The sequence below is a fragment of the Carnobacterium sp. CS13 genome (assembly GCF_016653495.1).
GTDB classification, from domain to species: domain Bacteria; phylum Bacillota; class Bacilli; order Lactobacillales; family Carnobacteriaceae; genus Carnobacterium_A; species Carnobacterium_A antarcticum.
Map to the genome: position 1 here is coordinate 1,509,788 of NZ_CP067364.1, position 26,909 is coordinate 1,536,696.

The following is a 26,909-nucleotide window of genomic DNA, read 5'->3' on the forward strand; positions in this document are numbered from 1 at the left end:
TAGAGCTGTTGTTTATCCTCATCACAAATAAATAACAACCTATACCAATAATTTGACTAACAACGAGGTATGCTTTAAGGATAAATTGGCTTTAATAAAAAATTAAAGGCAAATGGTTCAACTAACAATTCGTACTCAGCTAAAACATCTGGACCACAACTAGCGGATCCAATTCCATGTTGTTGTTTATCAAGATAGAGGTAAATCTCTTTTGTTTTCTTCAATTCATAAATGTGCTGTGCTTTATCTAAGTTTTGTTGAGTATAATGACGAGCGCTAAAATCAAAAGTCCTTGTGCCAGTAACTAGCAAACCACGCCCTTGTTCATTAGTCAGCGTCAACCAGGTTACATCAGTTCGATTGCCATTTTCTTGAGGAAAAATATAATCGAAGCTCAGTCCTTCTATGCTGCTTTCATAGATTCCAAAACGGCTTGCTTCTTTTGTATCGCTATAGGATTCCCCGGGGCCACGTCCATGCCACTCAACCTGATTAAACTCCTCGGGTAAGATCAGTTCAAATCCCATTCGCGGAATGGTACGTGGAAAGTCATTTTCAGGTTGGCCTTGTGCTTGAATAAGCACTTCCCCAACACTATTAATTTCATAACTTAGTGTTGCATTGATCCCCCAAGCCAACATCGGAGGACCGATTCGTTGTTGAATAATAATTTTGACAGTCTTTTTATCCTCTACAAGAGTCCATGTAAAGCTATCTGTTCTTTGCTGCAGCCAATGAAGACCTGCGTTTTCCCACAATTTTTCCGATCGATGATCATTATTGGTCATAGCTCTCCAAAAATTCATTTCAGGTCCTTTTTCAACTAATAATTGTCCTTCGTGTATCCATGAGACGAGATGACCTTTGACTTTATGAAAAATGAATTCAAAGTTTGATCCGGAAATAAAAAGAGAACTCTGTGTTTCTTCAATCGTTAACGGCGTATCGTTTTGTCCAACAGTTCGTTTCCAACTTATTTCAGCTGGCTGTGGGAGCAAATTGAATTGTTTCCAAGCTACCTCATGTCCAATAGCTCCCCAGTTCGTTGAACTCTTTAGGGTAAATTGTACTTCCAACCATAAGCTTTCCGCTGCAAAATAAGATGCTTTTAATGGTTCAAGCGGCACGAACGCTTCTCGCGTTTGTTTTGGCTCTATTCCCATAATGGAAATCTGTCCTTTTTGAATTATTTTATGGTTTGCTTTAAGTGACCATGAGAGATTTAAATTGTCTAACGTTTGAAAATCATACTGATTGGTTACTAAGAAGAACCCTTTTTCAAGGTTAGCGGCCTCTATTTTTACCGGTTCCATAACTTTTTTTAATTCGTAATAAGCTGGTGAAGGTGTTCGATCAGGTTGCACCAAACCGTCAATGACAAAATTATAGTCATTGGGTTGGTCTCCAAAATCACCGCCATAAGCATAAAATTCTTCACCAGCTGAATTTTGTTGTCGTAAACCATGGTCAGCCCATTCCCAAACAAAACCTCCTTGCATTCTCGGATATTTTTCAAACACTTCCCAATATTCTTTCATCGATCCTGGACCATTTCCCATTGCATGTCCGTATTCACATAAAATATGGGGTTTAAGATGAGTTGTATCTCGTCCGAGTTTTTCTAAAAGATCAATCGAAGTGTACATCGTTGAATTCACTGCTGAAATAATCGAATCTTTATGGTATTGCTGAGTATCAAAGAGCTCTTTTGTGGCACCTTCATGATGGATAAGAAATGCTGGTTCTTTTTTTATCGTCCAATCTGCCATGGCTTGATGGTTGCAACCATTACCAGACTCATTTCCTAAAGACCAAAATACGATCGAAGGATGATTTTTATCGCGTTCCACCATTCTTTCCATCCGATCGACGTAGGCTTTTTCCCATGTTGGATCATTGCTTAAACGATTCACATCACCTATGGTTTCGAAGCCATGGGTTTCCAAATCCGCTTCATTCATAACATATAATCCATACTCATCACACAAGTTATAGAATTGAGGATCATTAGGATAATGGGCAGAACGGACTGCATTAAAGTTCCCTTGCTTCATCAGTTGAATATCTTTTTCCATATCTTTTTTCGTTACAGTTCGGCCAAAATCAGGATGAGTGTCATGACGATTAACCCCTTTAAATGTAATGGGTACGCCATTGATTAGAATCAACCCATTCTTTAATTCAACTGAACGAAAACCTATCTTTTGGGACAGAACTTCGATAACCGTCTCTTCTTCATCTATCAAAGTCAACACCAATTGATACAAGTATGGCGTTTCTGCAGACCATTTTTGGGGCTGCTTAACGAACAGGTTAAGGCTCTGTTTTGATTCTAAATCAATCATTTTCCCCGAACCATTTTGTACCTCTTTTTGGTGTTTGTCCAATAAGGTATACGTTAATTTCAAATTTTGTAAAGTCATTAAATCAGACTGATGAAAGTCTAAATCAACAGTAAGATCAGCATCTGCATAATTTTTATCTAAAGAAGGACGAACAAAAAAATCTCGAATATATGTTGCTGGACGTGCTAGTAAATAAACGTCTCTAAAAATCCCGCTTAACCACCACATGTCTTGGTCTTCCAGATAAGAGGAATCAGACCATTGATATACGCGAACGGCTATCGTATTTTCCCCATTTTTTAAATAAGCTGTTATGTTAAATTCTGCTGGCAATCGGCTGCCTTTGCTGAATCCTACTTGTTGACCATTGATCCAGATATGAAAGCTGTTATCCACTCCTTCAAAGCGCAAGAAAATTTGGTGGTTTCCCCATTCCGACGGGAGATAAAAATGACGTCGATAACTACCGGTAGGGTTCTCACTTGGTATATGCGGTGGATCTACTTGAAAGGGATAAGTGACATTTGTATACTGTGGCCGGCCATACCCTTTTAACTGCCAATGTGACGGTACTTCAATGTCATCCCATTTACCAACGTCATAATTTTCTTGAAAAAATTCTTGTGGAGCTTCTACTGGGTTTTCAGCATAATGAAATTTCCATAGTCCATTTAATAATTGAAAACGAGTAGATTTTTTAATTTCACCTGTTATTGCCGTATATCCATCAGCAAAAGGAATAAAATAAGCTCGGCTTTGTTCACGGTTTCGATGCAGCTTACCTGGGTTTTGAATATCGGTTAATCTCATTTTTTTGCCCTCCATATAAACAGACGAATAGAAGCAGCCTAGAAGTCTCTATAATCTCTAGTAATCTGCTGCTTCTATTAGCGTGGCTTTTTTTTATTAGCTTGAGAAAGCACTTGATGTAACGATACGATGATACATACTATTGCCGAGACTGCCTTCCGGATTCCCATAAGGACCTTTAAACGGTAGGCGTTTTTCTTCTAATTCTTCAATTAACACAATTTCATGATTTATCCATTGAGTTAGCCGGTAAATTGTCGTTTCATTACGTAAAAGCACACCTCCATAACGAATATCCAATATTTCCCAACCAAAGGGTTTATTTATGGAAAACCACAACTCACGATGACTTTTTCTTAAAACGTCTATTTTTCGGGAAAGTACGAGCGCAACATCCACTAACTCTTGCATTTTAAATCGATCAGCTGCATCATAAGCCGCTTTTAACTGAATACCTAACTCTGCTTTTATGCTTAACACCCGTGCAAGATTTTCATAAAAATCAAACAATAAATTCAACGATGGATTGTTTTTCTTTGCTTGTTCCAATCGTGGAACTAAATCAGCATAATGTTGATTTAAGTCTAATCCATTGATGTTCTCATCAAACAATCCTATCAAGCTATCTTGCCACAATAAAATTTTTGATGTTTGAGAAGTCATGATATTATATGGACTCACACCCGTAGTCTCATCTAAATTCTGCAAAATCAAAAAATCGTCTATATTGGATCCAGTACAAAAATTGAACCGTCTAGCCACGTCAGCTTCTTCAACATCTTTATGGTACATGTGTTCCGCATACAACTGTAATCCAGGCAGGGCTGTTAATACCGGTGTTTCAGCTCCATTGTCGCCCCACATAGTTGCAAAGACTTCTTTAACTCCACTCTTTTTAGCTGCTGTTAACCCTGCTTTAGTTGTCGCCCACGTTTTCCCATAGTTGGGGGCAAGTCCGTTCCAAGTCCAAATGCCTCCAGCAAAAATTTGATTTTCTCCTAACTCAGAATGCTTTTTCATCATTCCAGCATAGGTAGCTTCTTCAGTATGGTAATAATCCCAATAAACCATTTGAACATTTGGGATGCCTGCAATGATTTCTTCAGGAAATTCTGCGTTTATATCCGTATATTCATTCGTTTTAGAACCTAATTTAAAATACATATCACTCCACAGCATCGCTTGTAATCCAAATGACTCAGTAATTTTAACTACTTGTTGCAAATGAGAATTCATTAACTCAAAACGGTTTTTATATTCATTCAATTCTAAATATCTGCCTAACCCTAAGTCATGTGCCTCATCCATTCCAATATGAATGCGATTAGATACATAAGGCTCCGTTGCAGATTTGATTAAATTTCTTAGAAATTCATAAGTTTTAGGTTCATCAATTAATAAAATATCTTCTGTATCTCTTAATTCGTTAGCATATTCCCATTTTAAAGCTTCTCGCAAATGACCTAACGTTTGGATGCAGGGAACCATTTCAATTCCTAACTTCAAAGCATATTGATCAAGCTCTCGAATTTCATTTTTAGTGTATCGTCCGCGCATATACCCAAAATAAGGATATTCATCGACTTCGTAAGTGTCTTCAGTGTACATCATCAATAAGTTTAAACCCATAACTGACATATCACGAAGCAACTCTTTGATCCCTTTAACAGCTAAAACAGCATTTCTAGAAGAATCCAGCATTGCACCACCTGTATCAAATTGCAAAACCTCCTCAATGGCGAATTCCTCCTGGCTTTCAATAGCTTCTAAGAATAACCCTACACCTCTAAAAAAGTGGCTTTTTTCTTGATAAAAAATTTCGCCTTGGCCATTGGAATTTGTTACTTTAAGATTGCCCATTCTTTGTGTGACTTTTATAGGATAACCTTCTCTAGTTAATTGAATGGCTAATTTACCACTTAACAGTTCCAATCCTTCTATTACCTCTTGTGTATCTCCAGAAAAATAAAGTTTCACAATGTTTTCCTCCTTAAATGAATGTTTATGACTTATTAATTGAAATCCTTATTCAAAAATAATAATTAAACCTATTAAAAATAAAGCCAATAGTGTGAATCCATATCTTCCCTATTCAAGTATCTCCTTCCAAAAGTAATCGTTTTCAATTGTTATGTTTAGCTTAGCTAAAATAAAATAAGGACGTAAGAAACAAATCATAGGTATAAAACTCCAAACTATAGACTTTTTTTCGAAAAAATCGCTAAAGTAAGTTACAACAAAAAACAATCTTTTTCCACTTTGAGAATGGAATAAGATTGTTTTTTTATGAGTTAAGAATTCTTCTTCTCAACCCTAATTTTATAGTTGAAATTAGGAAGCTTTTCTCTCTATAAACTAAAGAAGCTAGCATTAAATTACTAGCTTCTTCTTTCATTTTTCCCCTAAACGATTTGGTTGATACAAAAACATCCCATTATTAGATTCGATCAAAATGTGCAATTTGTATTTTGACATTAAAAATTCGCCAATGTATTCTCTCGTATAGAAAATATCTGTTGGAAACATTTCAGTTGGCGATTTGACTTTAACTTCAAAGAAACCATCCACTACGGTTTCTACAAAGATCAAATCAGAACATTCTTGGAGCTCTTTTATTTCTTCATTGGTTAAATCTTCGATAGATCCTTGATTCATGTACCTTTACTCCTGACATTAGTTGCTGTGATAGTTGCGCTTGCTCCCATAGATTAATAGATAGAATCGGCATAGTCAATAGGCTGAATTACACTTATCTATCGTTGATTAAATCCCCCTGCTGTTCTTTTCTGTATGGTTCATTGCTTCGGTTCCAGTGACGATGCCTAATAAAGTGTCTGTTCCAGAAGTATGTCCAAATAAACGCATACGTTCTATTTTTTTTTTGAGAATCTGTTGATCTTCTGAATAAAATAAATCTAGGAGTTCCTTAATGTTTTCATTCACTCCCCCTTCTAAAAGACAATTCAAATAAGCTAAACTGATGTCCGTCGTCTTGCCGCTTCTGACAAGTTGCTGCAACCGTCTAAGCCACTCATGCTGTTGATTAAATAAAATCAATAGGCTTGTGTACCCAATAAGAAAATCATCGCCGCTTGGCGTAAGTCCAATGCCTCTGCCTAAAAAATGATTGATGATCACACTTTGCTCATTCGCCGTCAAAGCATACGTTGGGTAGTGCCTTAAATTTTCAAGATATTTAGTGGTTTTTGCGCTCATTGGCAAACCGGTTTGCATTTGTACCGGGATGTCCATAAGTTCTTTAAAAAAAACCGTTTCTTCAATAAGTTGCGGGTGGGCATCAAACGGTACTAATTTTAAATCGGTTTCGGCAAGAGTTTCCAGCTCAATGACCAATGCGATTTTATTTAGACTGTTATAAAAAGTCAATACTTGATTTTGACAACTAACAAAATCACCGATTTCAACTGCCTTTAATAGAGAGTGGATTTTTTCATCGTTTGCTTTTATTCCGAAAGCTGACAAAGGTTCAAGCGTATCGCTCACATGAACCAATTGTTTCCCTAATTTGATATTTAAGCTGTGGTCAAATTTGCTATGCACTACTCCTACATGATTTTCTTTAAAAAACGTCCTCAGATAATTGCTTTTTTCTTCTTTATATACTCGGTTCATGGTTCCCTTCCTTTCAAATTTACTTTTATTGATACACTACAAAGACAGATTCTAACATTTTTTATGTTGGTAAGTGAAACGAATGTATTCTACAATTTTTAAATTTTTGGAGGAATAGTAGCTGCTTGAAAGCCTGGAGACCACTAAGGATCCAAACGATCCCATGGCTTTCTACAAGCAAACACATAAGTTCCGGTGGAAATTTCAATCCCTAAGAAGTCACCAATACGATTTGACAAAAAAACTAAAAACACTCGTAAACCAAATAGATTTAATCCGTTTGGTTTACGAGGCTTTGTTTTGTTGTTTCCATTTTAACGATGAATAATGGTTTCCTTTTTGTTTTCGACGGTTACTTTCCCGTCCTTAATCACATACAGTCTCTCAGGTATATCGATGATCGCATTCGTTTTGACAAATGTATCCAATAAAACTACATCGGCTTTATTTCCCACCGCAATACCATAATTTTTTAATCCGATTGCTTGTGCGGGATGATCAGTAATCATCGGCAATACCGTCGGCAAATCATCGGCTCCTCCTAAATGCGCTACTGGAATCGCCAGCATGGCTGTTTGAAGGATGTCGCCATTTCCATATGGAGTAAAGGCGTTTCGAATATTATTTGTTGCAATCGATACGTTGACCCCGCCATCTCTTAATTTGCGTATCGGGGTAACGGCTCTTCTTACATTGTATTCATCGTTTCGTGCCCCTAAGTGTAAATCAGTGGCTGGTAAAGACATCACGCTGATTCCTGCTTCAGCAATCAATTCGATAAGAGGATCCAACTGCGCTTTAGGCAATGCATGGAGTGCTGTCAGATGTCCAACTGCTACTCTTCCTTGATACCCTTCAGAAATAGTTTTTCGGCACAAATACTCAATCGACATATCATCCGCTTCGTCACTGAAGTCTTGGTGCAGATCAATGGGTTTGTCATATTTCTTAGCAATTTCAAATACCAAATCAATGTGTTCGTTAGCCGGTGCATCATTGTAAGGAATGCCTCCGACAACATCTGCGCCCATTTCCATCGCTTCATGCATCATTTTATCTGTGCCCGGAGATTTAAAAATCCCTTCTTGCGGAAAAGCTACGACTTGGATATCGACCAAATTTTTGTATTCTTCTTTTAATTTTAAGATGGTTTCAAATCCAGTAAACCCTTGTGCAGGATCAAATTCAGAATGAGTTCTGATTGCGGTCACACCGTAAGGAATAATCATTTCTAACGTCTTTTTGGCCCGCTCGTAAATGTCTTCTTTCGTGAACGTTGGTTTCAGTTCAGCGGTTACTTTGATAGCTTCTTGCAAAGTTCCTGATTTGTTAGGCTTGCGATCAGCAATCAAAGCTTTATCCAGGTGAATGTGGCTTTCTACAAAACCAGGCACGAGGACTCGACCTGCTGCATCGATCACTTGATTAGCTGTTTCAGAAATGTGCTCTTCAATAGCACTGATTTTGCCTTCTTGAATCCCCACATCTTTTAAACTTTCCCCATCGTTTAGTCGAACTTGTTTCAATAAAATATCCATTTATATTCTCTCCTTTTTTGTTTTATGCAAAGACTAAGGATAAAACTAACAGCAAGACAGAAGCTAAACTGATCCATTTCACATTCCCTTTAACAATATCCAAAATAGGAAGGTCAAAACCAGAGGATAAGGCTTGCATGGTGATATTAACAAAACTCATTTGACTGCCCATTCCGACCCCAATCGTCACAAACCCTAAGGCAAGCGGCGAGAACCCTAACGAAATGGCTACCGGCAGTACCAGTGTTAAAATAGAACCGACATATGCACCAGCAGGAATCCCGATCAAAATACCTGTTAAGACCGCAACCGGAACAACCACAGCGGTGGGGGCCAATTCCGCAACACTGGCGATTACAGCAAATGTACCCGTTCGAGCAATCACATTAATGAATCCTAAGAAGATCCCTACTTGAAAGAGACGCGTCAGGATATACGTTGACCCATCAATCATGGCTTCGACCGATTCATTTAAATTAAATTTGGTACAAAAGAAAATCAACGCCAATGTTACCACCATATAAACTAATGGCGTAAAAATTTCGACCCCAACCAAATTGTTTACGACTGGTCCAAGAATGACTGCAAACAATAAAAAGATAGCCGGTAAAGTAATCTTGACTAATTGAGCGTTGCTCAGTTGTGCATATTCATCGGTTGCCTCTTCTTTAAATCCCATGTGCCGACGTTTGGTACCAAAAAAAGCTAGTAAAATAGCAACGACTACAAAGAGCAACCAATAAGGACGCATCGTTGAAACATATTCGCTGATAGGAAAGCCGCCTAATTTTGAAACGATACTTGACTCAAGAGAAGCCGGCGAAGTGGTAAAAGAAGCGGCAGCCGCTAATGACATAGCTGCAATCAATTCCGGAACGACCCCTACTGCTGCAAAAGCTAAAGGAGCAATAACCATGGCACTTCCCCCGCCGATACCTGACATATACGTTGCGGCAGCTAGCAAAATTACAATAAATGCTGAAACATATTCTACTTTCCCTTTCGTTCCTCTTTTCGCTAACATTAAGGCAGCTGTATACCCGCCAGATTTGAATACCGCCATCGCAATAGCTGAATTGACGATCGGGACAGTGATCGTCAACATTGTCGGAATGGCTTCAAGGAACTGTTTGTTGACTTCCCCTAATCCGATACCTCCGATGATCATGGCCAGTACACCGCCTGCCAGACCGGCAATGATCATGTCTACTTTTAAAAATAATAATGTTAAGACAACGATCAGCGGGACGATAGTAATGATAGCCATGAAGCCAGTAGGCGTTTTTGTGACTTCAATTCCCTGTGCAAAAACCATTAGAGGTGTGGCGAATGTTATCAAAAAAACAACCAATAATAAACCAATATTTTTTAATCGTTTCATCATACTCTTCCCCTTTTAGCTACAGTTTTTTTTGATTCTATCTCCAAAAAATAATGAATCGCTTTGTTTAGTTGCTTTCGGATGAAACTTCGGTTGTTGAATTAAAAATAGCGTAATCTATTTCTTTTTCATCATGTGCCAGAATCATGGCAATCAGTGCATCTGCGTCTACATTCAAAACGGTTCTAAACATTCCTGAAAACCAATCGATGCCCGCCAATAGAGCAATACTCTCCAACGGTAAGCCTAACGATGGAATAACGATGGCTAAGGCTACTAAACCGCCGCCTGGAACAACCACTGTCCCTAAACAAGCCAATGTCGATAAAACGACCATTTGTATGGTGTCCAATACCGTAAATTCAATACTATAGAACTGAGCCAGTGTTATTGCTGCCAAAGAAAGATACAATGCTAAACCATTACTGTTCAATGCCATTCCCAATGGACCAACTAAACGTGAGATTCTTGGACTGATGCCCAGTTTCTTTTCAGAATCTTCCATCTTTACCGGAAGTGTAATCGCAGAAGATGTCGTAGTGAATGCCACTACCGTCATTCGCCAAAGTTTCTTTGCCAACATTAAAGGATTTACTTTGACATATGTTGCAGTCAGCATGATCCACAAGAACATAAAGATAACCGTTCCGATTGCCATCGCCAGTAAAAATTTAGCTAACGGCAGGATAACGGCAAGTCCTATGGTTCCGGTAACCCAAGCAATTAAAGAAAAGATACCTAAAGGAGCCATCTTCATGACAACTTTAACTATATTCAAAATCACCACGTTAAATTGTTTAATACCGCCCATTAAAGCCGATAAATCGGTTTTCGTTGACAACACACTAATTGAAAAACCAAATAATAGAGAAAAAATAATGACTTGAATCATATTCGCGCTAGACATCGATTCCATTACATTGGCTGGGAAGAAATTTAAAATAATATCATATAAACTATCCGTATTGCTTTCAATAGCAGAAGACTCTAATTGCACATTGATTCCAGTCCCTGGTTTAATCAAATAGCCAAGTACAATACCCAGTGCCGCTGCCACTAGCGTAGACCCCATAAACCAAGCAGTTATTTTAATACCCAATTTACCGATTTCCCGCGAATCTAAACTGCCTACCGCTTCAATCACAGCTCCCATCACTAAAACGACTACTGACATTTGTATCAATCTTAAAAAGATATCTCCAAAAATCTTGATTGGTGCAATTGCTGGCCCTATCAATAAACCCGCTAAAATTCCTAGAACCATTCCGATCATAATCTGGTTTGTCATACTGATGTTTTTCAAAAATTTCATAAATACCCCTCCAATGCGATTTTTTCACGTATGTGTTACAGACACACTAGTGCAAGAGCTGCTTTTAAAAAAATTCCCTCTCTCCCTTTCTGGTTATTCTTTAATAGTTCATCTAAAGTTAATCTAATTATAATAAACCCGGTTTAAGAAAGCGAATTTTTACCTTCTCCTTCTGCATGATTAATTATTTTTATGAAAGCTCTTTCCTATCGATTCCTTACTATTGCTATCTTTATGGCTATTCGATAAAATAATGAAAAGAGTTTAAGTCACTTTAAACAAACGATTATTAACAAATTAGTTGAATTAACCAATGAAAATTTCAGTTTATCTATAGTATATTTAACATACACCAAATTTGATAACGCTTTCTAAAAGAGGAGGAATAGAGTCAAAGAAAGTTGGTTTAACAGATTAGTCATGAGGAGTGGAACAATGAAAGAAATTAGCCAAAAAAACCTCAACGTTTATCAAGAACGAGGTTATAAAGAAGATTTGATCCCTAAAAATAAAGAAAAACGAACATGGTCTACCTTTAACTACTTTACGATTTGGATGGGTTCAGTCCATAACGTTCCCAACTATGTAGCTGTTGGAGGATTTTTAGCTTTAGGTTTGTCTCCCATTAATGTTATGCTAGCTATTGTTGTTAGTGCATTAGTGGTAGCAGGAATTATGATTTTGAATGGAGCAGCCGGCAGCAAATACGGTATCCCCTTCTCAATGATTTTAAAAGCGTCTTATGGTATCCGCGGAGCATTGCTTCCAGGTTTCTTACGAGGCTGTGTTGCAGCTATTATGTGGTTTGGACTTCAAACATATACCGGTTCTCAAGCTTTGCTGATTTTGATTGCTAAAATTTGGCCTGGTTTTTTGGATCTTGGCGCAAATATTAAGTTCTTTGGTCTTTCTCTACCGGGTTTGATTGCCTTCACTCTTTTCTGGGTTGTCAATCTATACATCGGGTTAGGCGGCGGAGATGTTTTGAAAAAATTTACTGCTGTTTTAAACCCTTTGATCTATATCGTTTTTGGCGGAATGACCATTTGGGCATTAAACGTCGGCGGCGGTCTTGCAAATGTTTTGAAATACCGTCCGGAAGGCTTTAACAACTCTGGAACCTCTTTATTGGCTTTCCTGGTTATTATTAACGCTGTTGTTGCAGTTTGGGCTGCCCCAGCTGTAAGCGCTTCGGATTTCACCCAAAACGCTAAATCATTCAAGAGCCAAGCTGTTGGTCAATTTAGCGGATTGCTGGTTTCTTATATTGTATTCGCTTTTACTAGTGTTATCATTTTAGCTGGTGCTAGTGTTTATTACGGCAACGATACATGGAATGTTTTAGACATCGTTAACAGCTGGGACAGTTTGCCGGCTATCGCCCTTGCGACAATCGTTATATTGATGACGACCATTTCTACAAACGCAGCTGGAAATATTGTTCCTGCTGGTTTCCAAATAGCGGCACTATTCCCTTCTAAAATTAATTACAAACAAGGGGTCGTTATTGCGAGTATTGTCAGTTTCTTACTAATGCCTTGGAAGCTAATGGAAAACCAAACCAGTATTTATGCTTTCCTTGATATTATTGGAGGCATTTTGGGACCTGTTATTGGTATTATGTTAGCTCATTACTTTGTTATTATGAAACAAGATATCAACTTAGCCCAGCTGTATCCTGAAAAAGGCGATTACAGTTATTATAAAGGCGGCTTCAATATTGTTGCTTTTGTTGTAACCATCATTGCCAGTTTCCTAGCTTTCTCAGGCAAGTTTATCCCCGCTCTTTCTGCTCTTGCAAACCTGACTTGGATTGTCGGTGTCATTGCGGCTTTCATTCTTTATATCATTGGAATGTCGTTCTACCGTAAAGCAAATCCTAAGTTTGATGAAATGAATGCGGACACAGATGCTATTTAACCTTATGTACAAACTTTAAAAACCATTATATTTTTAGGAGGAAAAGAAATGAACTATGATTTACTAATAAAAAATGGAACTGTAATTTTAGAAAGCGAAGCAATCGTAACGGATGTTGCGGTAAAAGATGGAAAAATCGCAGCCATCGGTTCTGATTTGTCAGATGCCAGTGAAGTGGTTGATGCCCGCGGTTTAATTGTTTCTCCTGGAATGATCGACCCCCACGTTCATATTTCTGAACCTGGCAGAACAGAATGGGAAGGTTATGTAACCGGAACAAAAGCAGCAGCTAAAGGCGGCGTAACTTCATTTATTGAAATGCCTTTGAACCAATTACCCGCTACTGTTGACAGAGAATCGCTGCAAATCAAATTTGACGTTGCTAAAGGAAAAATGACGACAGATGTTGCTGTCTTTGGCGGATTGACTCCAAGAAACTTAGATGACATCAGCGACTTAGATGAAGACGGCGTAACCGCTTATAAGTGTTTCATGGCAACTTGCGGCGACCGCAGCAAACCTGAAGACTTTGAAAATGTTGATGACTATTCATTGTACGAAGGAATGAGACGGATCGCAAAAACAGGTAAAATATTAGCTATTCATGCTGAAAATGCAGCTATCACCGATCGCTTAGGTCAAATTGCTGCTGAAACTGGTCCTAGAACGTTGAAAGCTTACGTAGAATCTCGTCCAGTCTTTACTGAAGTTGAACCGATTCGTCGCGCGATCCTTTTCGCTAAAGAAACAGGTTGCCGTATTCATATTTGTCACGTTGCGTGTCCTGAAGGTGTTGAAGAAGTTACTAAAGCACGTGCTGAAGGTGTTGATGTAACGTGTGAAACATGTACTCACAACTTCTACTTTGTAACAGATGAATTAGACGCAATTGGAAATGTTGCTAAATGTTCTCCTCCAATCCGCGACAAAAAAAATCAAGACGGCTTATGGGAAAAATTATTCAAAGAAGAAATCTCATTTGCTGTTTCTGACCACTCTCCTTGTACTCCTGATTTAAAAGAAGGCGATGCTTTCTCAGCTTGGGGCGGAGTTGCTGGATTACAAAACAACGTTGACGTTATGTTTGACGAAGCCGTTCAAAAACGCGGAATGTCTTTAGAACAATTTGGACGCATTATTTCATCTAATGCTGCTGATCGTTACAACTTAAATGCTAAAGGCAGAATCAGCATTGGAAAAGACGCTGACTTCGTCTTTATCAAACCAGATGCACCTTATGTCTTAAAAGCTGAAGACTTAGAATACAAAAACAAACTTAGTCCTTATATCGGTCGTGAAATTGGAGCTCAAGTTGTTAAAACTATTTTACGCGGACAAACCATTTACGATCAAAAAACTGGCGTAACCGAAACACCAAAAGGTCAATTTATTTTAAACTAATAACGACAAAAAAAGGAGCGGCTTAAAAATGCCGCTCCTTTTTCATTGCTTAAAAACTCATTTAATTTTCTTGGTACACTTTCATGGCAGCTAGGACACCTTCGCCTTTATTGATTTGTGCACCATTGACAAGCAGCGAAGCTTCTAAAGCAGCTAAGGTCAATAAAACATTCTCTTTGCGGCTGCTGTAGCCCATATTCCCAATGCGCCATGCTTTACCTGCTAAGGAACCAAAGGAACCTGCTATCTCAACCCCAAAGTTAGATAATAAAGTAGAACGCAGCGCAGCTTCGTCGACTCCTTCAGGTACTTCTATACAAGTGACCGTTGGCAATTTCGTTGCGGGATCTCCAAAAATAGACAACCCCATCGCTTTCAATCCAGTAACCATCGCTTGTTCGTTTAATTTATGACGCGCATAACGGTCCGTTAGCCCTTCTGCTTGTACAAGGCGTAAACCTTCATGAATAGCATAAATCATAGAAGTAGCTTCTGTATGGTGATTGATTCCTTCTACGCTCCAATAGCGTTGGATTTGGCTTAAATCCAAGTAATTGCTTTTGATAAAACGTTTGTTGCGTACTTTTGGATCTAAACCTAGTTCTTTTTGGTAACGAGAAGTCAAAATCTTTTCAACACGCTCGTTGTAAGTGATCGTTGACATGCCTGATGGAACACTTAATCCTTTTTGTGTACCGCCGACAGCAATATCAATGCCCCATTCATCGACTTTAACAGGAGTACTGGCAAATGTTGCGACCGCATCGACAATAAACAAAACATCGTTTTCTTGGCAATAGCGTCCAATTTCTTTTAATTCCTGCATCTGACCAGTTGATGTTTCGCCATGCACCATTGCTAAAACTTTAGGTTGATATTCTTTAATAGCAGCAATAACTTCTGAGGGTTCAAACGTTCCACCCCATTCTTTTTCAATCATTTTGATATCGGCCCCAGCACGCTCAGCGAGCTCTGCCCATAAATAAGCAAATCGTCCAAATGCGGGAATCAATACGCGGTCTCCTTCTTCAATCAAACCCAGCATAGCAGCTTCTAACCCTGAACGTGATGTACCGTCAATTGCAAAAGTATGGGTGTTTTTGGTTTCAAACGGAATTTTCAATAATTCCGATACTTCTCCCATTAGGCCTCTGAATACAGGATCGTATTGTCCTAAAATAGGCATGCTCATAGCTCTCAGAACTCGAGGATCTACTTCAACAGGGCCAGGGGTCATAATAATTCTATTTGGAATTGAAACTTCTTTCATGATAAAAAACTCCTTCTTCCATTTTTTTATTATTTGAATTCTTTAATTATTAGTGTATAGTAAATTAAGTGTGACTATCATTATTTAAATCAACTAAAGCCTATAATGATTTTAGTACAAACCGCCTAAAAAATAAACAACTACGGCTTACTATTTTATCTGATTAAATTAACTGTTTACGAATATGGGAGCGATTAAATGACTACTCTTAAAGAACTATTAGAAATACCACGTTTTTCCAACATTCGAGTTTTAAATACGCACGCTGATTTATCTAAAGAAGTAGATACGATCGAAATCACTGAAACTCCCGATGTTGCTTTATATTTACCTAAAAATACTTTCTTATTAACAACTGCTATGGCTTTCAAAAATGATCCTAAAAAGTTATGCGCCTTCATTCAATCGCTTTATGAATTACCGGCTGCAGGATTAGGCATTAAGTTAGGCCGTTTTCTCAGTGAGATCGACGAAGAAGTCATCGCCTTTGCGGATAGTTTAAACTTTCCTTTATTACAAATTCCAAGCACAGTAACCTTAGGAAGCGTTTCTCACCAATTGCTTTCTTATATTTGGAACCAGCAAACGGATAAATTATATTATGCATTAGACATCCAAAAGAAATTTTCTAACATGATGATCAAAGGTGCTGATTTACAAGCGCTGATCAGTCATTTGGGAACTATTTTAAAGCGTCCTGTTATGTTGGTCAACCCGTTTACAGAAATTGTCGCAGAATCAAGACATTTCCAGCAAGACCTCGTCTTCTCAAATTATCGTCACCAACAACTGATTCCTTATTTAACAAAAGCTCATACTATCGGAAACGAAGCCTCCTTTCTTTTTGAAATCGATGCCGATAATAAAGTGCTGGTTTCTGTATTTCCAATTAAAATCAACGCTTATTTCCCTTATTTATTAGTGATTTTTAAAGCCGATCAGATTCCTTACCCTTTTTCTCAGTTCGCTATTGAACAAGCAAACACCGTTCTTTCGCATACCCTTTATAAGAACCTAAAAATAACCGAAAGCAAATTACAATTAAGAGAAACTTTTTTCTACCAATTAACTCAAGAAACGAATCAAGTAAAAAAATCCGATATTAATTGGTTAGATTATGGAAAAGACTATGGCTTGATTGCATCTGATCATTACAATATCATTGTGGTCAGTTTCGAATCTGATGATTCTACTTTGATTGATGAAGAATTGATTGCGGATCGATATCATTTAACTTTTGAATGGCTGGAAAAACAGCTCTCTCAAAAATTTGAAAACGCTTTGTTGTTTCCAATCAAAGATACTGTTTGCTATGGTATCCTTTTACAAAAGAAAGAAACCAATTTAGAGTCAAAACTCAATTTGATTTGTCAGCAACTAAAAGAACGTTTGCCTATCTCACTTCACTTTTCTATCGGAAATGAAGTGGCTGAGATGGCCTCCATTCACTTTTCTTACCAAGAAGCCATGGAAACGTATCGGTCTCTGTCCCAAATAAACGGAAAAAGCAACATTCATTATTACCAGACCCAAGGGTTCAGTAAATTGATTGAGAATACTCCATTAGGACAAGTAGAACATTTCTGTACCACTACTTTAAAAAAACTAGCTTTTCCAGTCAACGAAATGGATAAAGAATTAAGAAAAACACTGAAAATTTATTTGGAATCTCAGTGTGATATCACACTCACTTCCAAATTGTTATTTATTCACCGCAATACGGTCAAGTATCGAATCGCTAAATGCGAAGAACTATTTGATATGCCCGTTAATGATCCTGACTTATCTTTAAAACTTAGATTAGCCCTCGAACTTTCCGAAGAAAATAAAACAAATCGAGGATAAAAATAAAAGGTTGGAATAAAAGTGACTTTGTCATTTTTGTTCCAACCTTTTTATATTTGATTTATTTTGCTACGATTCTAGTTCCTGAAGTTCCTGCAAGAGCATCAACAGCGTTCTCTAATGAACAGATGATTGCTTCTTTTCCTTGAGCGGCAAAGGCAATCGCTGCTTCCATTTTCGGTCCCATACTTCCGGCTGCAAAATGACCTTCCGTAACGTATTGGTTCGCTTCATCTAAAGTAACTGTTTCTAGTTTCTTTTGATCTGGTTTACCATAATTCAAGTAAACGTTGCTGACGTCAGTTAAAATCATAAAGACATCTGCATCTACTTGCTCAGCTAAGCGTAATCCAGACAAATCTTTATCAATCACTGCTTCAATTCCTTTTAACAGACCTTTTTCATCTGCTACAACCGGAATTCCGCCTCCACCAGTCGAAATGACAACGGTGTCGTTTTCTAACAATGCTTTGATCGAACTAACGCCATGGATTTTTTGTGGTTGTGGCGAAGCTACAACACGACGGTAACCGCGTCCTGCATCTTCAGCCATATTCCAGCCTTTTTCTTGTTCCAGTTGTTTAGCTTCTTCTTCTGTGTAGAAAACTCCGATCGGTTTTGTTGGATTGTTAAATGCTGTATCGTTTGCATCTACTTCTGTTTCAGTTAAAAGAGTGACGACATTCCCTGAAATTTCTTTTTCAGTTAAAGCATTTTTAAGCGATTGTTCCATCATATAACCAATAAACCCTTGAGATTGTGCGCTTAATGCATCTAATGGCAATTGAGGAACAACGTCTTTCGCTTCTTCGTTTTGACGGAGAATATTCCCAACTTGCGGACCGTTCCCGTGTGTAATGATAACTTGGTGTCCAGCTTTTTTCACATTAGAAATTGAATCTGTACTGATTTCTACGTTTTTTAATTGATTTTCAAAAGTTGCTTCCTGGTTAGGACGTAAAATTGCATTTCCTCCAAGAGCGATAACGACTCTTTTTCCCATAAGTGTGTTTCTCTCCTTTTCTAACACCAGTAACCCTAATAGGATACCGGTCATTGTATCTAATCCAGATGTACTGCCATTTGTTAACAGTTGATGGAAATCGGTTTTTATGCGGTTTCCTTGGTATTCTTCGCTAGTTTCTTTCAAAAAAGAAAGAATCGTTGTGCTGTACAAATGGTTAACTGCATACCGAAGATAGGTTTCTGCAACAGCCGTTGTACGCGTAGTTGTTTCAAGTAATTCTGCTAATAGCAGACGAACATTCTGATCTAATAATCCGTAAGCCGAATCAACACTTAGCAACCCTACCAGAAGATCATCACCTGAAGGCGTTAACCCTTTGCCGCGTCCAATAAAAAACAGCAGCGCTTCACGGATGTTCTCTTCTTTTTCTGAAATAAGACCCTTAACAGCTTGAGAAAATGAAGCGTCCATTTGTTCTAAATAAGCAAGGGAGAAAGGCAGTTTTTCGCCGAAGCCATTGCGATCTTGAACCATCTTGGCCTCATTCAGTACTTTTGTTGTCTGTTTCCAATTCACTGGCTTTTGTTGCAGTAAATGTGAGTTATAGTGACTTGCATAATCAAAAGCTAAAATAAACTGGTTGTTTTGCAATCGTTTGGAATGCGGATCATACGTGAATGGATCCCCAATGTTAACTTTTTTTAGTACCTCTTTCGTGTCTTTAAACGAAAGATGCACTGCAAACGGCAATTCACCATTTTTGTCTGTTCCAATAAACAATAATTCTTTTCCACTAATCAGATTCAAACCATTTTTAAAAATACTATGGACTTTCCAGCGATGATGTTCCATTAATTTCATTTCTAACTGTTCTGAAATTTTTTGCACATAAATCACTTTATACCAGCTCCATGAAGTCGTTTTTAAAAATAAGCGGGTCAATGTCTAACCAATTGACCCGCTGGTTTTGGAAGAATAGCTTTAAATATCCATACCTAATTTTTTAGCATAAGCTGTAATGGCTTTTTCGAAACACTCGATTGGAGGTGTAACCGTTCCTGCTCCAATTTGTCCAAGTCCAGCAACTTTATGAGCAATCCCTGTATTGATAACCGGTAAAATGCCTGTTTCAACAACTTTACGCGCATCGATTCCTAAAACGATTCCTTGGAAATCCCATGTTGGAACTGGGAAGTTCGGGTTGTGATCAATCGTGATCTCAGTCATTTCATTACTCGTTTTTAAAGCGTCGTTGAAGCCGCCAGTACCTACGAAACGAGTAACAGCAGGTGCTGCGATCATCGCCATACCACCTACACCAAAAGTTTCAGTAATCGCACTGTCTCCAAGGTCCGGGTTAGCATCATCAGCTGTATAACCAGAGAAGTACAACCCTTGTGGTGTATTAACAGGACCAGTAAACCATTCGTCGCCCATTCCGCTGATCTTAATACCGAAATTTTCTCCGTTACGAGCCATAGCTGTAACAACTGTTCCAGATTCAATCATACGTGCTCCATCCATAACTGCTTTTGCTGCAGCCATCATTGGATTTAAGAAAAATTGGTCCGTATCTGCTAAGAACGTGATAACTTCTTGACGTTCTTTTTCGTCGATATCCAATTGAGTAACAATTGGCGCTACTTCTTTTAAGAAGTTTAATGAGGCAGCGATATTTCGTTGGTGGAACTCGTCTCCCATCGCAATTGATTTAGCAATAATAACGTTTAAGTTCATGCCTTCTTCCATCGTTTTCAACACTTTGCTTAAGACTGGGCCTAAAACATCGCGCATCCAGCGTAAACGGTTCACAACGTCTTCGCCATAAGCTCCAAAACGTAAAACGGCTCCAATACCTTCATTCATTTGACAATAAGCAATGTTTCCATCCGTACGGTTTTCTACTACTAAAACCGGCATATTTCCAGATGTGATTCCGCCCATTGGTCCAACTGCATTAACAGAGTGACAAGGGATGAATTTTACTTCACCGCTTGCTAACAACGTTCTTGCATCTTCTTCTGTTGCAGCCCACTCTTCAAAAAGAACAGCTCCTACACATGAGCCTTGCATTGGATCCGTCATGTTTTCCCATTTGATAGGAGGTCCTGCATGCAGCAAGACCTTTTCATTCAATTCTTCGATTACTGATTTTGCGGGTACAACATCCAATAAAAATGGTGCTCCGGCAACGATTTTATCGATTACTGCACGGTTTGCTTCGTCAATTGTTTTATAAGTCATAGTCAATAAACCCTCCTGTATTTTCTGAAACTCATTTGTTTGTTCGTTTTTATTTTGCAACGTAGCTATTTAAGAAGTATAAAACTTTTTGTAACGTTACGTCTCCGCCTGCGCTTGGTCTCCAATCGAATTGAACAGCTTTGCCGTTGTTTTCTTCAATTGCTTCAGCAAAACTCTTCAAACCAACGTTGATCACAAATGGTTTTTGGCTTAATAAAGCTAGTGTTGCTTCTGATGGCTCAGAAACTTCGACAGCTGCCTCGTTAGCAATTTCTTTGACTTCTTTTGGTTCATCTTTGATGGTATGACCCAAAATAGCTAAAGCTGTCCGAACGGCTTTGTTATTGCTTTCGCAAACGATTACGCCGGCCTCTTCAAGAATTTGTTTTTGACGTGCAAAGTTTTGCGGGTCTGCTGATGTTCCAACAACCGTTCCTAAAACGACCAATTCGCGACCGTCTTTTTGAGCTGCTGCTTTCGCTTCTTTGATTGCTGGAGCTAATTCAGTTGCCATATCTTCATGCGCACCATAACCTAAAACAACATCTAATAAAATAATCGCTGTTTCTGGGTTATCGCCAGCTTTCTTGATCATTTCAATCCGTTTTTCAGGATCGATCATTGGGTGTGGTTTACCTTGGGTGTACATATCATCACCTAAGTCGATGATTTCATGTCCCGCAGAGTTTAAAATAAACCCTTCTTCGTGTGTTAAACCTTCAGCTAAGTTTAAGCCATCAGCAATCAGCATACCTGCTTCATTGGCTAATGTTCCGCCTGAGTAATACCCTTTGATCAATGTTTGTTCTGGTTTCAATGATACTGCTGGTTTTTCAACCGTCTCATCTAATGCCTTGACTTCTTCGCCATTTAAAAGAGCTACAGCGATTTTAGCTGCTTCTTCCAAAGTATATGCATGGTACAGATCTTTCTCATTGAATGTTGGTTTTTCACCCAAGAAAATTGTTACTGCCGGTTTAGAAATCGTTCTCAATAAACCAAGGACTTTGTCTCTAACAGATTTTGCAGGTGGTTTAGAAATAACCACGATCACATCCGTATCTGGGTCTTTCTCTAAGGCAACGATACTATCCAACATAGTGATACCGCCGACTTCTTCAGATAAATCACGGCCTCCGGTACCAATTGCATTAGTTACACCTGCGCCTAATTTATCAATAATTGTTGAAACTTCTTGGATACCTGTACCTGAAGCTCCAATGATGCTGATTCTTCCTGGACGAACGATATTCGTAAAGGCCATCGGTACACCATTGATAATGCCTGTCCCACAGTCTGGTCCCATAACTAACAAGCCTTTTTCATGTGCTTTTTTCTTTAAGCGAACTTCGTCTTCGATGGCTACGTTATCACTAAAGATAAACGGATGAAGCCCTTCGTCTAGTGCTTTCTCTGCTTCTAGAGCAGCATACGTTCCTGGTACAGAAATCAATGCTACGTTAGCATCTTTGCCTAGTTTTAAAGCAGTGTCCCAAGTACGAGCTGTTTCTTCTGTATCGCCTTCATCTGCTGCTCCTTGTGAAGCTAGAAATTCATCGATTTCAGCTAAAATAGTGTCGATAACTTCATCGTTATCTGTATCTACTACAAGAGCCATATCGTTTGCTGAAGCTTTTTCAAGTTCAGGTGTTCGTAGTCCGCTGCCTTCGAAAAGGTCTTTGTTAGCTGGCGTTCCCATCATGATGGAAACCCGGTTAACGCCTTCGATCGTGTTGAGTTTGTTGGTCAAAAGCATTAAGACAACTGAGTCTTGATACGCATTTTCTTTAATTATTGTGTGTAACATTAAAATTCCCCGCAATCTCTTTGATTTTTTTATTCCTGAGTTTATAAAACTCATTTAGTGCTCTTAATTAAAGGCAGTTCTTTTTATTGATCAGCTCTTAGAGAGATAAAACAGCTGATGTATTCTATACTATTTGCTAAAACTACATTTTTTGACAATACTATTTTTCGCCAAATGCATCGGCTTTATCGTAATTATCAAAATGGATCGTATCGCTTTGAAGGTAATCGTAAATTTCTTTTACAATCGGAATGCCGTCTTCTTCATATTTTTTAGCAACGATATTCGACAATTCGCCTGGATAAAGAACTTGATCAAAACCTTTAGCCGGTTTAACTGCATGCAGCTCATCCACCATCTTATTGATGTTTTCTTTGAATTCCGTTAAATCAGTGAAGTAACTAGGATTGATCAAAATATGCAATTGTCCTAAATTACGACCAGCAGTGATATCCGTATACATAGAGGAAACATGTTTCCCAAATGGCAATCCTAACAACATGCCGGATAAGATATCGACCATCATCATCAAGCCATAACCTTTTGGTCCGGCAATCGGCAATAATGCTTTGACGTTATGCGGATCTGTTGTTGGCTCTCCATTTTCATCTACTGCCCAATTAGCTGGGATATCGACGTTACGTGACCGAGCGTCTAAGATTTTGCCCCAAGCTTGAACCGTTGTTGCCATATCAAAAACCACTGGGCTATGCCCTGCTCTTGGAGCAGCAAATGCAATCGGATTTGTTCCATAATAAGGTTCTGATCCGCCAAACGGCACAACCATTGGATCTGATTGACAAACAGATAACGCTATCAAATCTTGCGCCGCTGCTTGTTCTACAAAATACGCCAATGCGCCGCTGTGGCCCATTTGGTGAACACCAACCACTCCAATTCCAGTTTCTTTAGCTAATTTTATGCCTTCTTTTAAAGCTTCATTTGCAGCCACATGACCTACACCATTATCTGCTTCAAACACACCAGTACTTGGACCCGTTTGATTGAATTTGAAATTCGGGTTGGTATTGCTGCCGCCTTTTGAAATTCGTTCAGCATAATAATCTACGCGGACTGCTCCATGGGAATGAATCCCATGAGCGTCTGCAAAGACTAACGTATCTGCAACTCCTGAAGCATGCTCTTTAGAAAGACCTGCTTTTTCAAGTTTAGCTTGAATCAATTGATGCAATTCTTCTTCTGTTACTTTGACCATTTCTAACTCAGTCATTCTTAAACCTGCTTTCTGTCTTAAATTTTCGGATCACGATTGCAATCTTTTGAGTAGATATAGCTTAACGGCTCATCGCGTCCAACAGCATAAGTTGCTTGCGGAACATAAGCTCCCATAAAGATGTAATCGCCTTTTTCGACTGGGATCCATTCGTTATCTAAAACATAAACGCCTTTTCCAGAAAGCAGCAACGCGCCGTGTTCTTGAACGTGCGTTTCAATGTACCCGTGACTTGCGCCTGGTTTGAATGATAAGATATGAATATTCATATCGAATCCTAAATCAGCCGGCAATAAATCAGATAACGCAACATCGGTCATGCCTTCATAGTCTATTTTTTCAAGGTCATTTACATTTCCGACAACGTTGTGTGCTTCATACCCTTCAATGGCTTCATAGCGTTTTTTGTATAAGAACAATTCGCTATTCTGACCGTCGTTGATGTTTTCTAAATACATCTTTTTACCAGCTGGCAAATACACATAGCCGCCTGTTTCTAATGTATAATCGGTTTCGCCATCGTTCACTTTGATTTTTCCTTCAATAATATAGACAAATGTTTGAACGCCTTCTTCACCAAATCCTCTAGTGTTTTTTCCTTCAGGAAGCATCGTCACAACGTAATCTACGAAACTAGCGCCTAATTTTGGCGAACCAAGAACAGATAATTCACAATTTTCAAATCCTGGAATTCTGTTGTTCACTAATCCATCTTGTGGAATCAGTGCAAAATTGTCTCGTCTGATAATTGAACGTGATGCTAATAGTTCATCACTGTAACCTGTTCTTTTGTTTTTGTAACCCATTATTAAAAACCTCTTTCTTTTTCCAATATTTTTGACGATTCTTTTTTATTCGGTATAAGCTAATTCATATAAAGCAGCAGCAAGTGTTTTGACACCTTCCGCTAAATCTTCCACTTTAGTATCTTCAGCTGGGTTGTGGCTAATTCCGCCAATACTCGGCACAAATAGCATAGCTGTTGGGATATGCGGTGCAATGATTTGCGAGTCATGTCCAGCGCCGCTATGCATGATCCGATAGTTGATGGCCTCTTTTTCAACAACTTCTTTTAGAACACCGACTATTTTTTCGTCCATCGGTACTGGTGCTTCATCCATCCATAAATCAATAGACAGTTCCATTCCCATATCTGCTGCAATTTTTTTCATGTCTGTTTCAATTTCTTGTGTGAATTGATTCAGCTCTTCTTGATCAGTATGGCGACAATCGATCGTGAATAACACTTCACCGGGTACAACATTGACGGTATTTGGAGTCGGTTCAACTTTTCCAAAAGTCAACACCAAAGGATCGCCAACTTTTTCAGCTTTTCCGATAGATTGAGTCACAATTTTGCTAAAAGCATAAATGGCATCTTTCCTCAATCCCATTGGTGTCGTTCCCGCATGGTTAGCCTGACCTTTTAAGATCACCGTATACCGTTTTTGGCCTACAATGCTGGTTACCACTCCAACGGATTTTTTTTCAGTTTCCAAAACATTTCCCTGTTCGATATGAATTTCAATAAAAGCTTTTATATCTTCGCGCAACTTTTCATCTTCTTTTCTGAAATCAAATCCAGCTGCATGCATAGCATCAACGAATTTGATCCCTTCGAAATCAGCGATTGTTTCTACATCTTCACGCTTAGCATCTAAGACTAAGTTTTTACTGCCCCAAAAAGCATAAGGGAAGCGGCTGCCTTCTTCTTCAGCCATTGAGATCACTTCTAAATTACGCAATGGTTGCCCGTATTTTTCTTTCAATAATTTTACAGCCAGGTAAGAAGCAATGACTCCATATTGTCCATCAAGCTTACCGCCATTGACTACGGTATCGATATGCGAACCCGTTAAGATCGTTTCATCAGGGTATTTTGTTCCCGGCAAACGACCAAATAAATTTCCAATTGCATCAAAACGCGTTTGCATGCCAAGTTCTTCCAATTTTCTTTTTATTCCGTTTTGAGCTTCTACCCAAGCTTCAGAATAAAGCAATCGTGTTGTTCCACCTTTTGGATCTGCTCCAATATTAGAAATCCATTTAACAGTTTGAGCAGTTTCTTCATTTAAATTCATGATAGCGATCCTTTCTACTAATGATTTTATTGTACAGTGTAACTCCAAAAGCTCGTACCCTTATTGTAAGCGCTATTCAATTCGAATACATTGTACAAATAGGCTAATTTCAGTTTTGATTTCTTGTCGCATTTGTACAATTCGGCTCATTTTAAGTAGTCTACCCTTCATTCTTGTTGCCTTTTTGCTATACTTTAGTCATTCTCTCGTTAACCGAGCTAGAAAAACAAAGGAGGATGACAAATATGTCACCAGAAATACACACTTTCTTTGAAAGTGAAGCGCTCACTTTAGAAAGCACATTTTACCGTTCAACAACGGCTTCAAAAAACCAAACCATTATTTACTTACATGGGGGCGGGTTGATTTGGGGAAACCGGAATGATTTGCCTATTGACTACATTCATCAATTTTTAGACAACGGTTATCACTTTTTAGCGATTGATTACCCTTTAGCTCCTGAAACTTCTTTGCCAGAAATTTATACTTATGCTGTAAAAGCTATTGAGTGGTTTTGCGAACGATTCGACGATGTTCTTCATCTTGCTTCAAATGACTACAGCTTGTTTGGACGTTCAGCAGGAGCTTATCTAGCTTTACTTTTAGGTAATGATCACTCACTGCCATGTCCGCCTAAACGAATCATCAGTTTTTATGGTTATCATTCTGTTCAAGAACCGTTTTACCTCTCCCCTAGCAAACAGTACCAAAAATATCCAGCTATTCCAGAAAGCTTGATCAATCAAATGATTCAAAAGAAACCATTAGTGTCTGGGCCTTTGGAAACGCGGTACGCTATTTACATCTATTGTCGACAAACTGGGAAGTGGCTAGATATGGTTATGCCAAGAAAAAGCAACCGCCAATCTTTTTCTTTATCCGATGATGAGTTAAAACAACTTCCTCCTACTTTTATAGCACAAAGTAAAACCGATCAAGATGTTCCCTACGAAATCGGGGTTCATTTGGCTAATACGATTGCTCACACTCAATTTTTTTCTGTTGAAGACTTGGACCATGACTTTGATAAAGATCCTCAAAATCCAGTTGCAGTGCAAGCCTATGAAGCTGTTATCGAATGGCTTCAGTCCTAATAGTTGTCTTAAGTTTAACCATTTGCT

The 26,909-nt window shown here is 38.5% G+C and carries 18 protein-coding genes and 1 pseudogene; 4 read left to right on the plus strand and 15 right to left on the minus strand.

What is annotated here, in order from left to right:
• Positions 1–74: 74 nt before the first annotated feature.
• The 7 genes from JHE06_RS07305 to JHE06_RS07335 form a co-directional block, all read right to left on the minus strand.
• Positions 75–3,155, minus strand: a complete 3,081-nt coding sequence (locus JHE06_RS07305; RefSeq protein WP_201088340.1) for a glycoside hydrolase family 2 TIM barrel-domain containing protein — start codon at positions 3,153–3,155, stop codon at positions 75–77.
• Between the two features lie 96 nt (positions 3,156–3,251).
• A complete protein-coding gene (locus JHE06_RS07310; protein ID WP_201088341.1) occupies positions 3,252–5,132 on the minus strand; it encodes a beta-N-acetylhexosaminidase in 1,881 nt (626 codons plus the stop codon).
• Positions 5,133–5,546: 414 nt separating this feature from the next.
• Complete coding sequence (locus JHE06_RS07315) at positions 5,547–5,810, minus strand: hypothetical protein (RefSeq protein WP_058918751.1); 264 nt, start codon at positions 5,808–5,810, stop codon at positions 5,547–5,549.
• A gap of 108 nt (positions 5,811–5,918) precedes the next feature.
• Entirely contained in the window at positions 5,919–6,788 is an 870-nt protein-coding gene (locus JHE06_RS07320; protein ID WP_201088342.1) for a DUF2877 domain-containing protein, read from the minus strand.
• Positions 6,789–7,102: 314 nt separating this feature from the next.
• Positions 7,103–8,326, minus strand: a complete 1,224-nt coding sequence (locus tag JHE06_RS07325; RefSeq protein ID WP_201088343.1) for an amidohydrolase family protein — start codon at positions 8,324–8,326, stop codon at positions 7,103–7,105.
• Positions 8,327–8,348: 22 nt separating this feature from the next.
• The gene (locus tag JHE06_RS07330) at positions 8,349–9,707 is read right to left on the minus strand and encodes a citrate transporter (RefSeq protein ID WP_201089970.1); all 1,359 of its coding nucleotides are present in this window, start codon (positions 9,705–9,707) and stop codon (positions 8,349–8,351) included.
• 67 nt (positions 9,708–9,774) lie between these two features.
• Positions 9,775–11,019 carry a dicarboxylate/amino acid:cation symporter gene (locus JHE06_RS07335; protein ID WP_201088344.1) on the minus strand — a complete coding sequence of 415 codons (1,245 nt, stop codon included), beginning with the start codon at positions 11,017–11,019 and terminating at the stop codon, positions 9,775–9,777.
• 435 nt (positions 11,020–11,454) lie between these two features.
• On the opposite strand from JHE06_RS07335, the gene allW reads away from it, so the two are divergent.
• Positions 11,455–12,939, plus strand: coding sequence for an allantoin permease (allW, locus tag JHE06_RS07340; RefSeq protein WP_201088345.1), 1,485 nt, complete (start codon positions 11,455–11,457; stop codon positions 12,937–12,939).
• A gap of 48 nt (positions 12,940–12,987) precedes the next feature.
• The gene (gene allB, locus JHE06_RS07345; protein WP_058918755.1) at positions 12,988–14,340 is read left to right on the plus strand and encodes an allantoinase AllB; all 1,353 of its coding nucleotides are present in this window, start codon (positions 12,988–12,990) and stop codon (positions 14,338–14,340) included.
• A gap of 61 nt (positions 14,341–14,401) precedes the next feature.
• Here allB and JHE06_RS07350 read toward each other — a convergent pair whose 3' ends face one another.
• Complete coding sequence (locus JHE06_RS07350) at positions 14,402–15,613, minus strand: pyridoxal-phosphate-dependent aminotransferase family protein (RefSeq protein WP_328706717.1); 1,212 nt, start codon at positions 15,611–15,613, stop codon at positions 14,402–14,404.
• Between the two features lie 195 nt (positions 15,614–15,808).
• Between JHE06_RS07350 and JHE06_RS07355 the strand changes: the two genes are divergently transcribed.
• Positions 15,809–17,455: a PucR family transcriptional regulator gene (locus JHE06_RS07355; protein WP_201088347.1), complete on the plus strand. Its 1,647-nt coding sequence runs from the start codon at positions 15,809–15,811 to the stop codon at positions 17,453–17,455.
• 61 nt (positions 17,456–17,516) lie between these two features.
• Here the strand turns inward: JHE06_RS07355 and arcC are convergent, their stop codons facing one another.
• The 7 genes and pseudogenes from arcC to allC form a co-directional block, all read right to left on the minus strand.
• Positions 17,517–18,458, minus strand: coding sequence for a carbamate kinase (gene arcC, locus JHE06_RS12180; protein WP_236253567.1), 942 nt, complete (start codon positions 18,456–18,458; stop codon positions 17,517–17,519).
• Between the two features lie 42 nt (positions 18,459–18,500).
• Positions 18,501–19,283 (minus strand): annotated as a pseudogene (locus tag JHE06_RS12365) (oxamate carbamoyltransferase subunit AllH family protein); the annotation flags it as partial.
• A 120-nt stretch (positions 19,284–19,403) separates the two neighbouring features.
• On the minus strand, positions 19,404–20,666 hold the full coding sequence (locus JHE06_RS07365; protein WP_058918758.1) for a DUF1116 domain-containing protein: 1,263 nt from the start codon (positions 20,664–20,666) through the stop codon (positions 19,404–19,406).
• 49 nt (positions 20,667–20,715) lie between these two features.
• Positions 20,716–22,473 (minus strand): acyl-CoA synthetase FdrA, encoded by a 1,758-nt coding sequence (gene fdrA / locus JHE06_RS07370; protein ID WP_201088349.1) that lies wholly within the window; start codon positions 22,471–22,473, stop codon positions 20,716–20,718.
• 160 nt (positions 22,474–22,633) lie between these two features.
• Positions 22,634–23,704, minus strand: coding sequence for an ureidoglycolate dehydrogenase (gene allD / locus JHE06_RS07375; RefSeq protein ID WP_201088350.1), 1,071 nt, complete (start codon positions 23,702–23,704; stop codon positions 22,634–22,636).
• 20 nt (positions 23,705–23,724) lie between these two features.
• A complete protein-coding gene (gene allE / locus JHE06_RS07380) occupies positions 23,725–24,513 on the minus strand; it encodes a (S)-ureidoglycine aminohydrolase (protein ID WP_201088351.1) in 789 nt (262 codons plus the stop codon).
• A 45-nt stretch (positions 24,514–24,558) separates the two neighbouring features.
• The gene (gene allC / locus JHE06_RS07385) at positions 24,559–25,788 is read right to left on the minus strand and encodes an allantoate deiminase (protein WP_201088352.1); all 1,230 of its coding nucleotides are present in this window, start codon (positions 25,786–25,788) and stop codon (positions 24,559–24,561) included.
• A gap of 245 nt (positions 25,789–26,033) precedes the next feature.
• Between allC and JHE06_RS07390 the strand changes: the two genes are divergently transcribed.
• Positions 26,034–26,882: an alpha/beta hydrolase gene (locus tag JHE06_RS07390; RefSeq protein ID WP_201088353.1), complete on the plus strand. Its 849-nt coding sequence runs from the start codon at positions 26,034–26,036 to the stop codon at positions 26,880–26,882.
• Positions 26,883–26,909: the final 27 nt, after the last annotated feature.

Coding starts and splice junctions, on each gene's coding strand:
- JHE06_RS07305 (WP_201088340.1), bottom strand. CDS start 3,155: ATGAGATTAACCGATATTCAAAACCCAGGTAAGCTGCATCGAAACCGT.
- JHE06_RS07315 (WP_058918751.1), bottom strand. CDS start 5,810: ATGAATCAAGGATCTATCGAAGATTTAACCAATGAAGAAATAAAAGAG.
- JHE06_RS07320 (WP_201088342.1), bottom strand. CDS start 6,788: ATGAACCGAGTATATAAAGAAGAAAAAAGCAATTATCTGAGGACGTTT.
- JHE06_RS07325 (WP_201088343.1), bottom strand. CDS start 8,326: ATGGATATTTTATTGAAACAAGTTCGACTAAACGATGGGGAAAGTTTA.
- JHE06_RS07330 (WP_201089970.1), bottom strand. CDS start 9,707: ATGAAACGATTAAAAAATATTGGTTTATTATTGGTTGTTTTTTTGATA.
- JHE06_RS07335 (WP_201088344.1), bottom strand. CDS start 11,019: ATGAAATTTTTGAAAAACATCAGTATGACAAACCAGATTATGATCGGA.
- allW (WP_201088345.1), top strand. CDS start 11,455: ATGAAAGAAATTAGCCAAAAAAACCTCAACGTTTATCAAGAACGAGGT.
- allB (WP_058918755.1), top strand. CDS start 12,988: ATGAACTATGATTTACTAATAAAAAATGGAACTGTAATTTTAGAAAGC.
- JHE06_RS07355 (WP_201088347.1), top strand. CDS start 15,809: ATGACTACTCTTAAAGAACTATTAGAAATACCACGTTTTTCCAACATT.
- arcC (WP_236253567.1), bottom strand. CDS start 18,458: ATGGGAAAAAGAGTCGTTATCGCTCTTGGAGGAAATGCAATTTTACGT.
- JHE06_RS07365 (WP_058918758.1), bottom strand. CDS start 20,666: ATGACTTATAAAACAATTGACGAAGCAAACCGTGCAGTAATCGATAAA.
- fdrA (WP_201088349.1), bottom strand. CDS start 22,473: ATGTTACACACAATAATTAAAGAAAATGCGTATCAAGACTCAGTTGTC.
- allD (WP_201088350.1), bottom strand. CDS start 23,704: ATGACTGAGTTAGAAATGGTCAAAGTAACAGAAGAAGAATTGCATCAA.
- allE (WP_201088351.1), bottom strand. CDS start 24,513: ATGGGTTACAAAAACAAAAGAACAGGTTACAGTGATGAACTATTAGCA.
- allC (WP_201088352.1), bottom strand. CDS start 25,788: ATGAATTTAAATGAAGAAACTGCTCAAACTGTTAAATGGATTTCTAAT.
- JHE06_RS07390 (WP_201088353.1), top strand. CDS start 26,034: ATGTCACCAGAAATACACACTTTCTTTGAAAGTGAAGCGCTCACTTTA.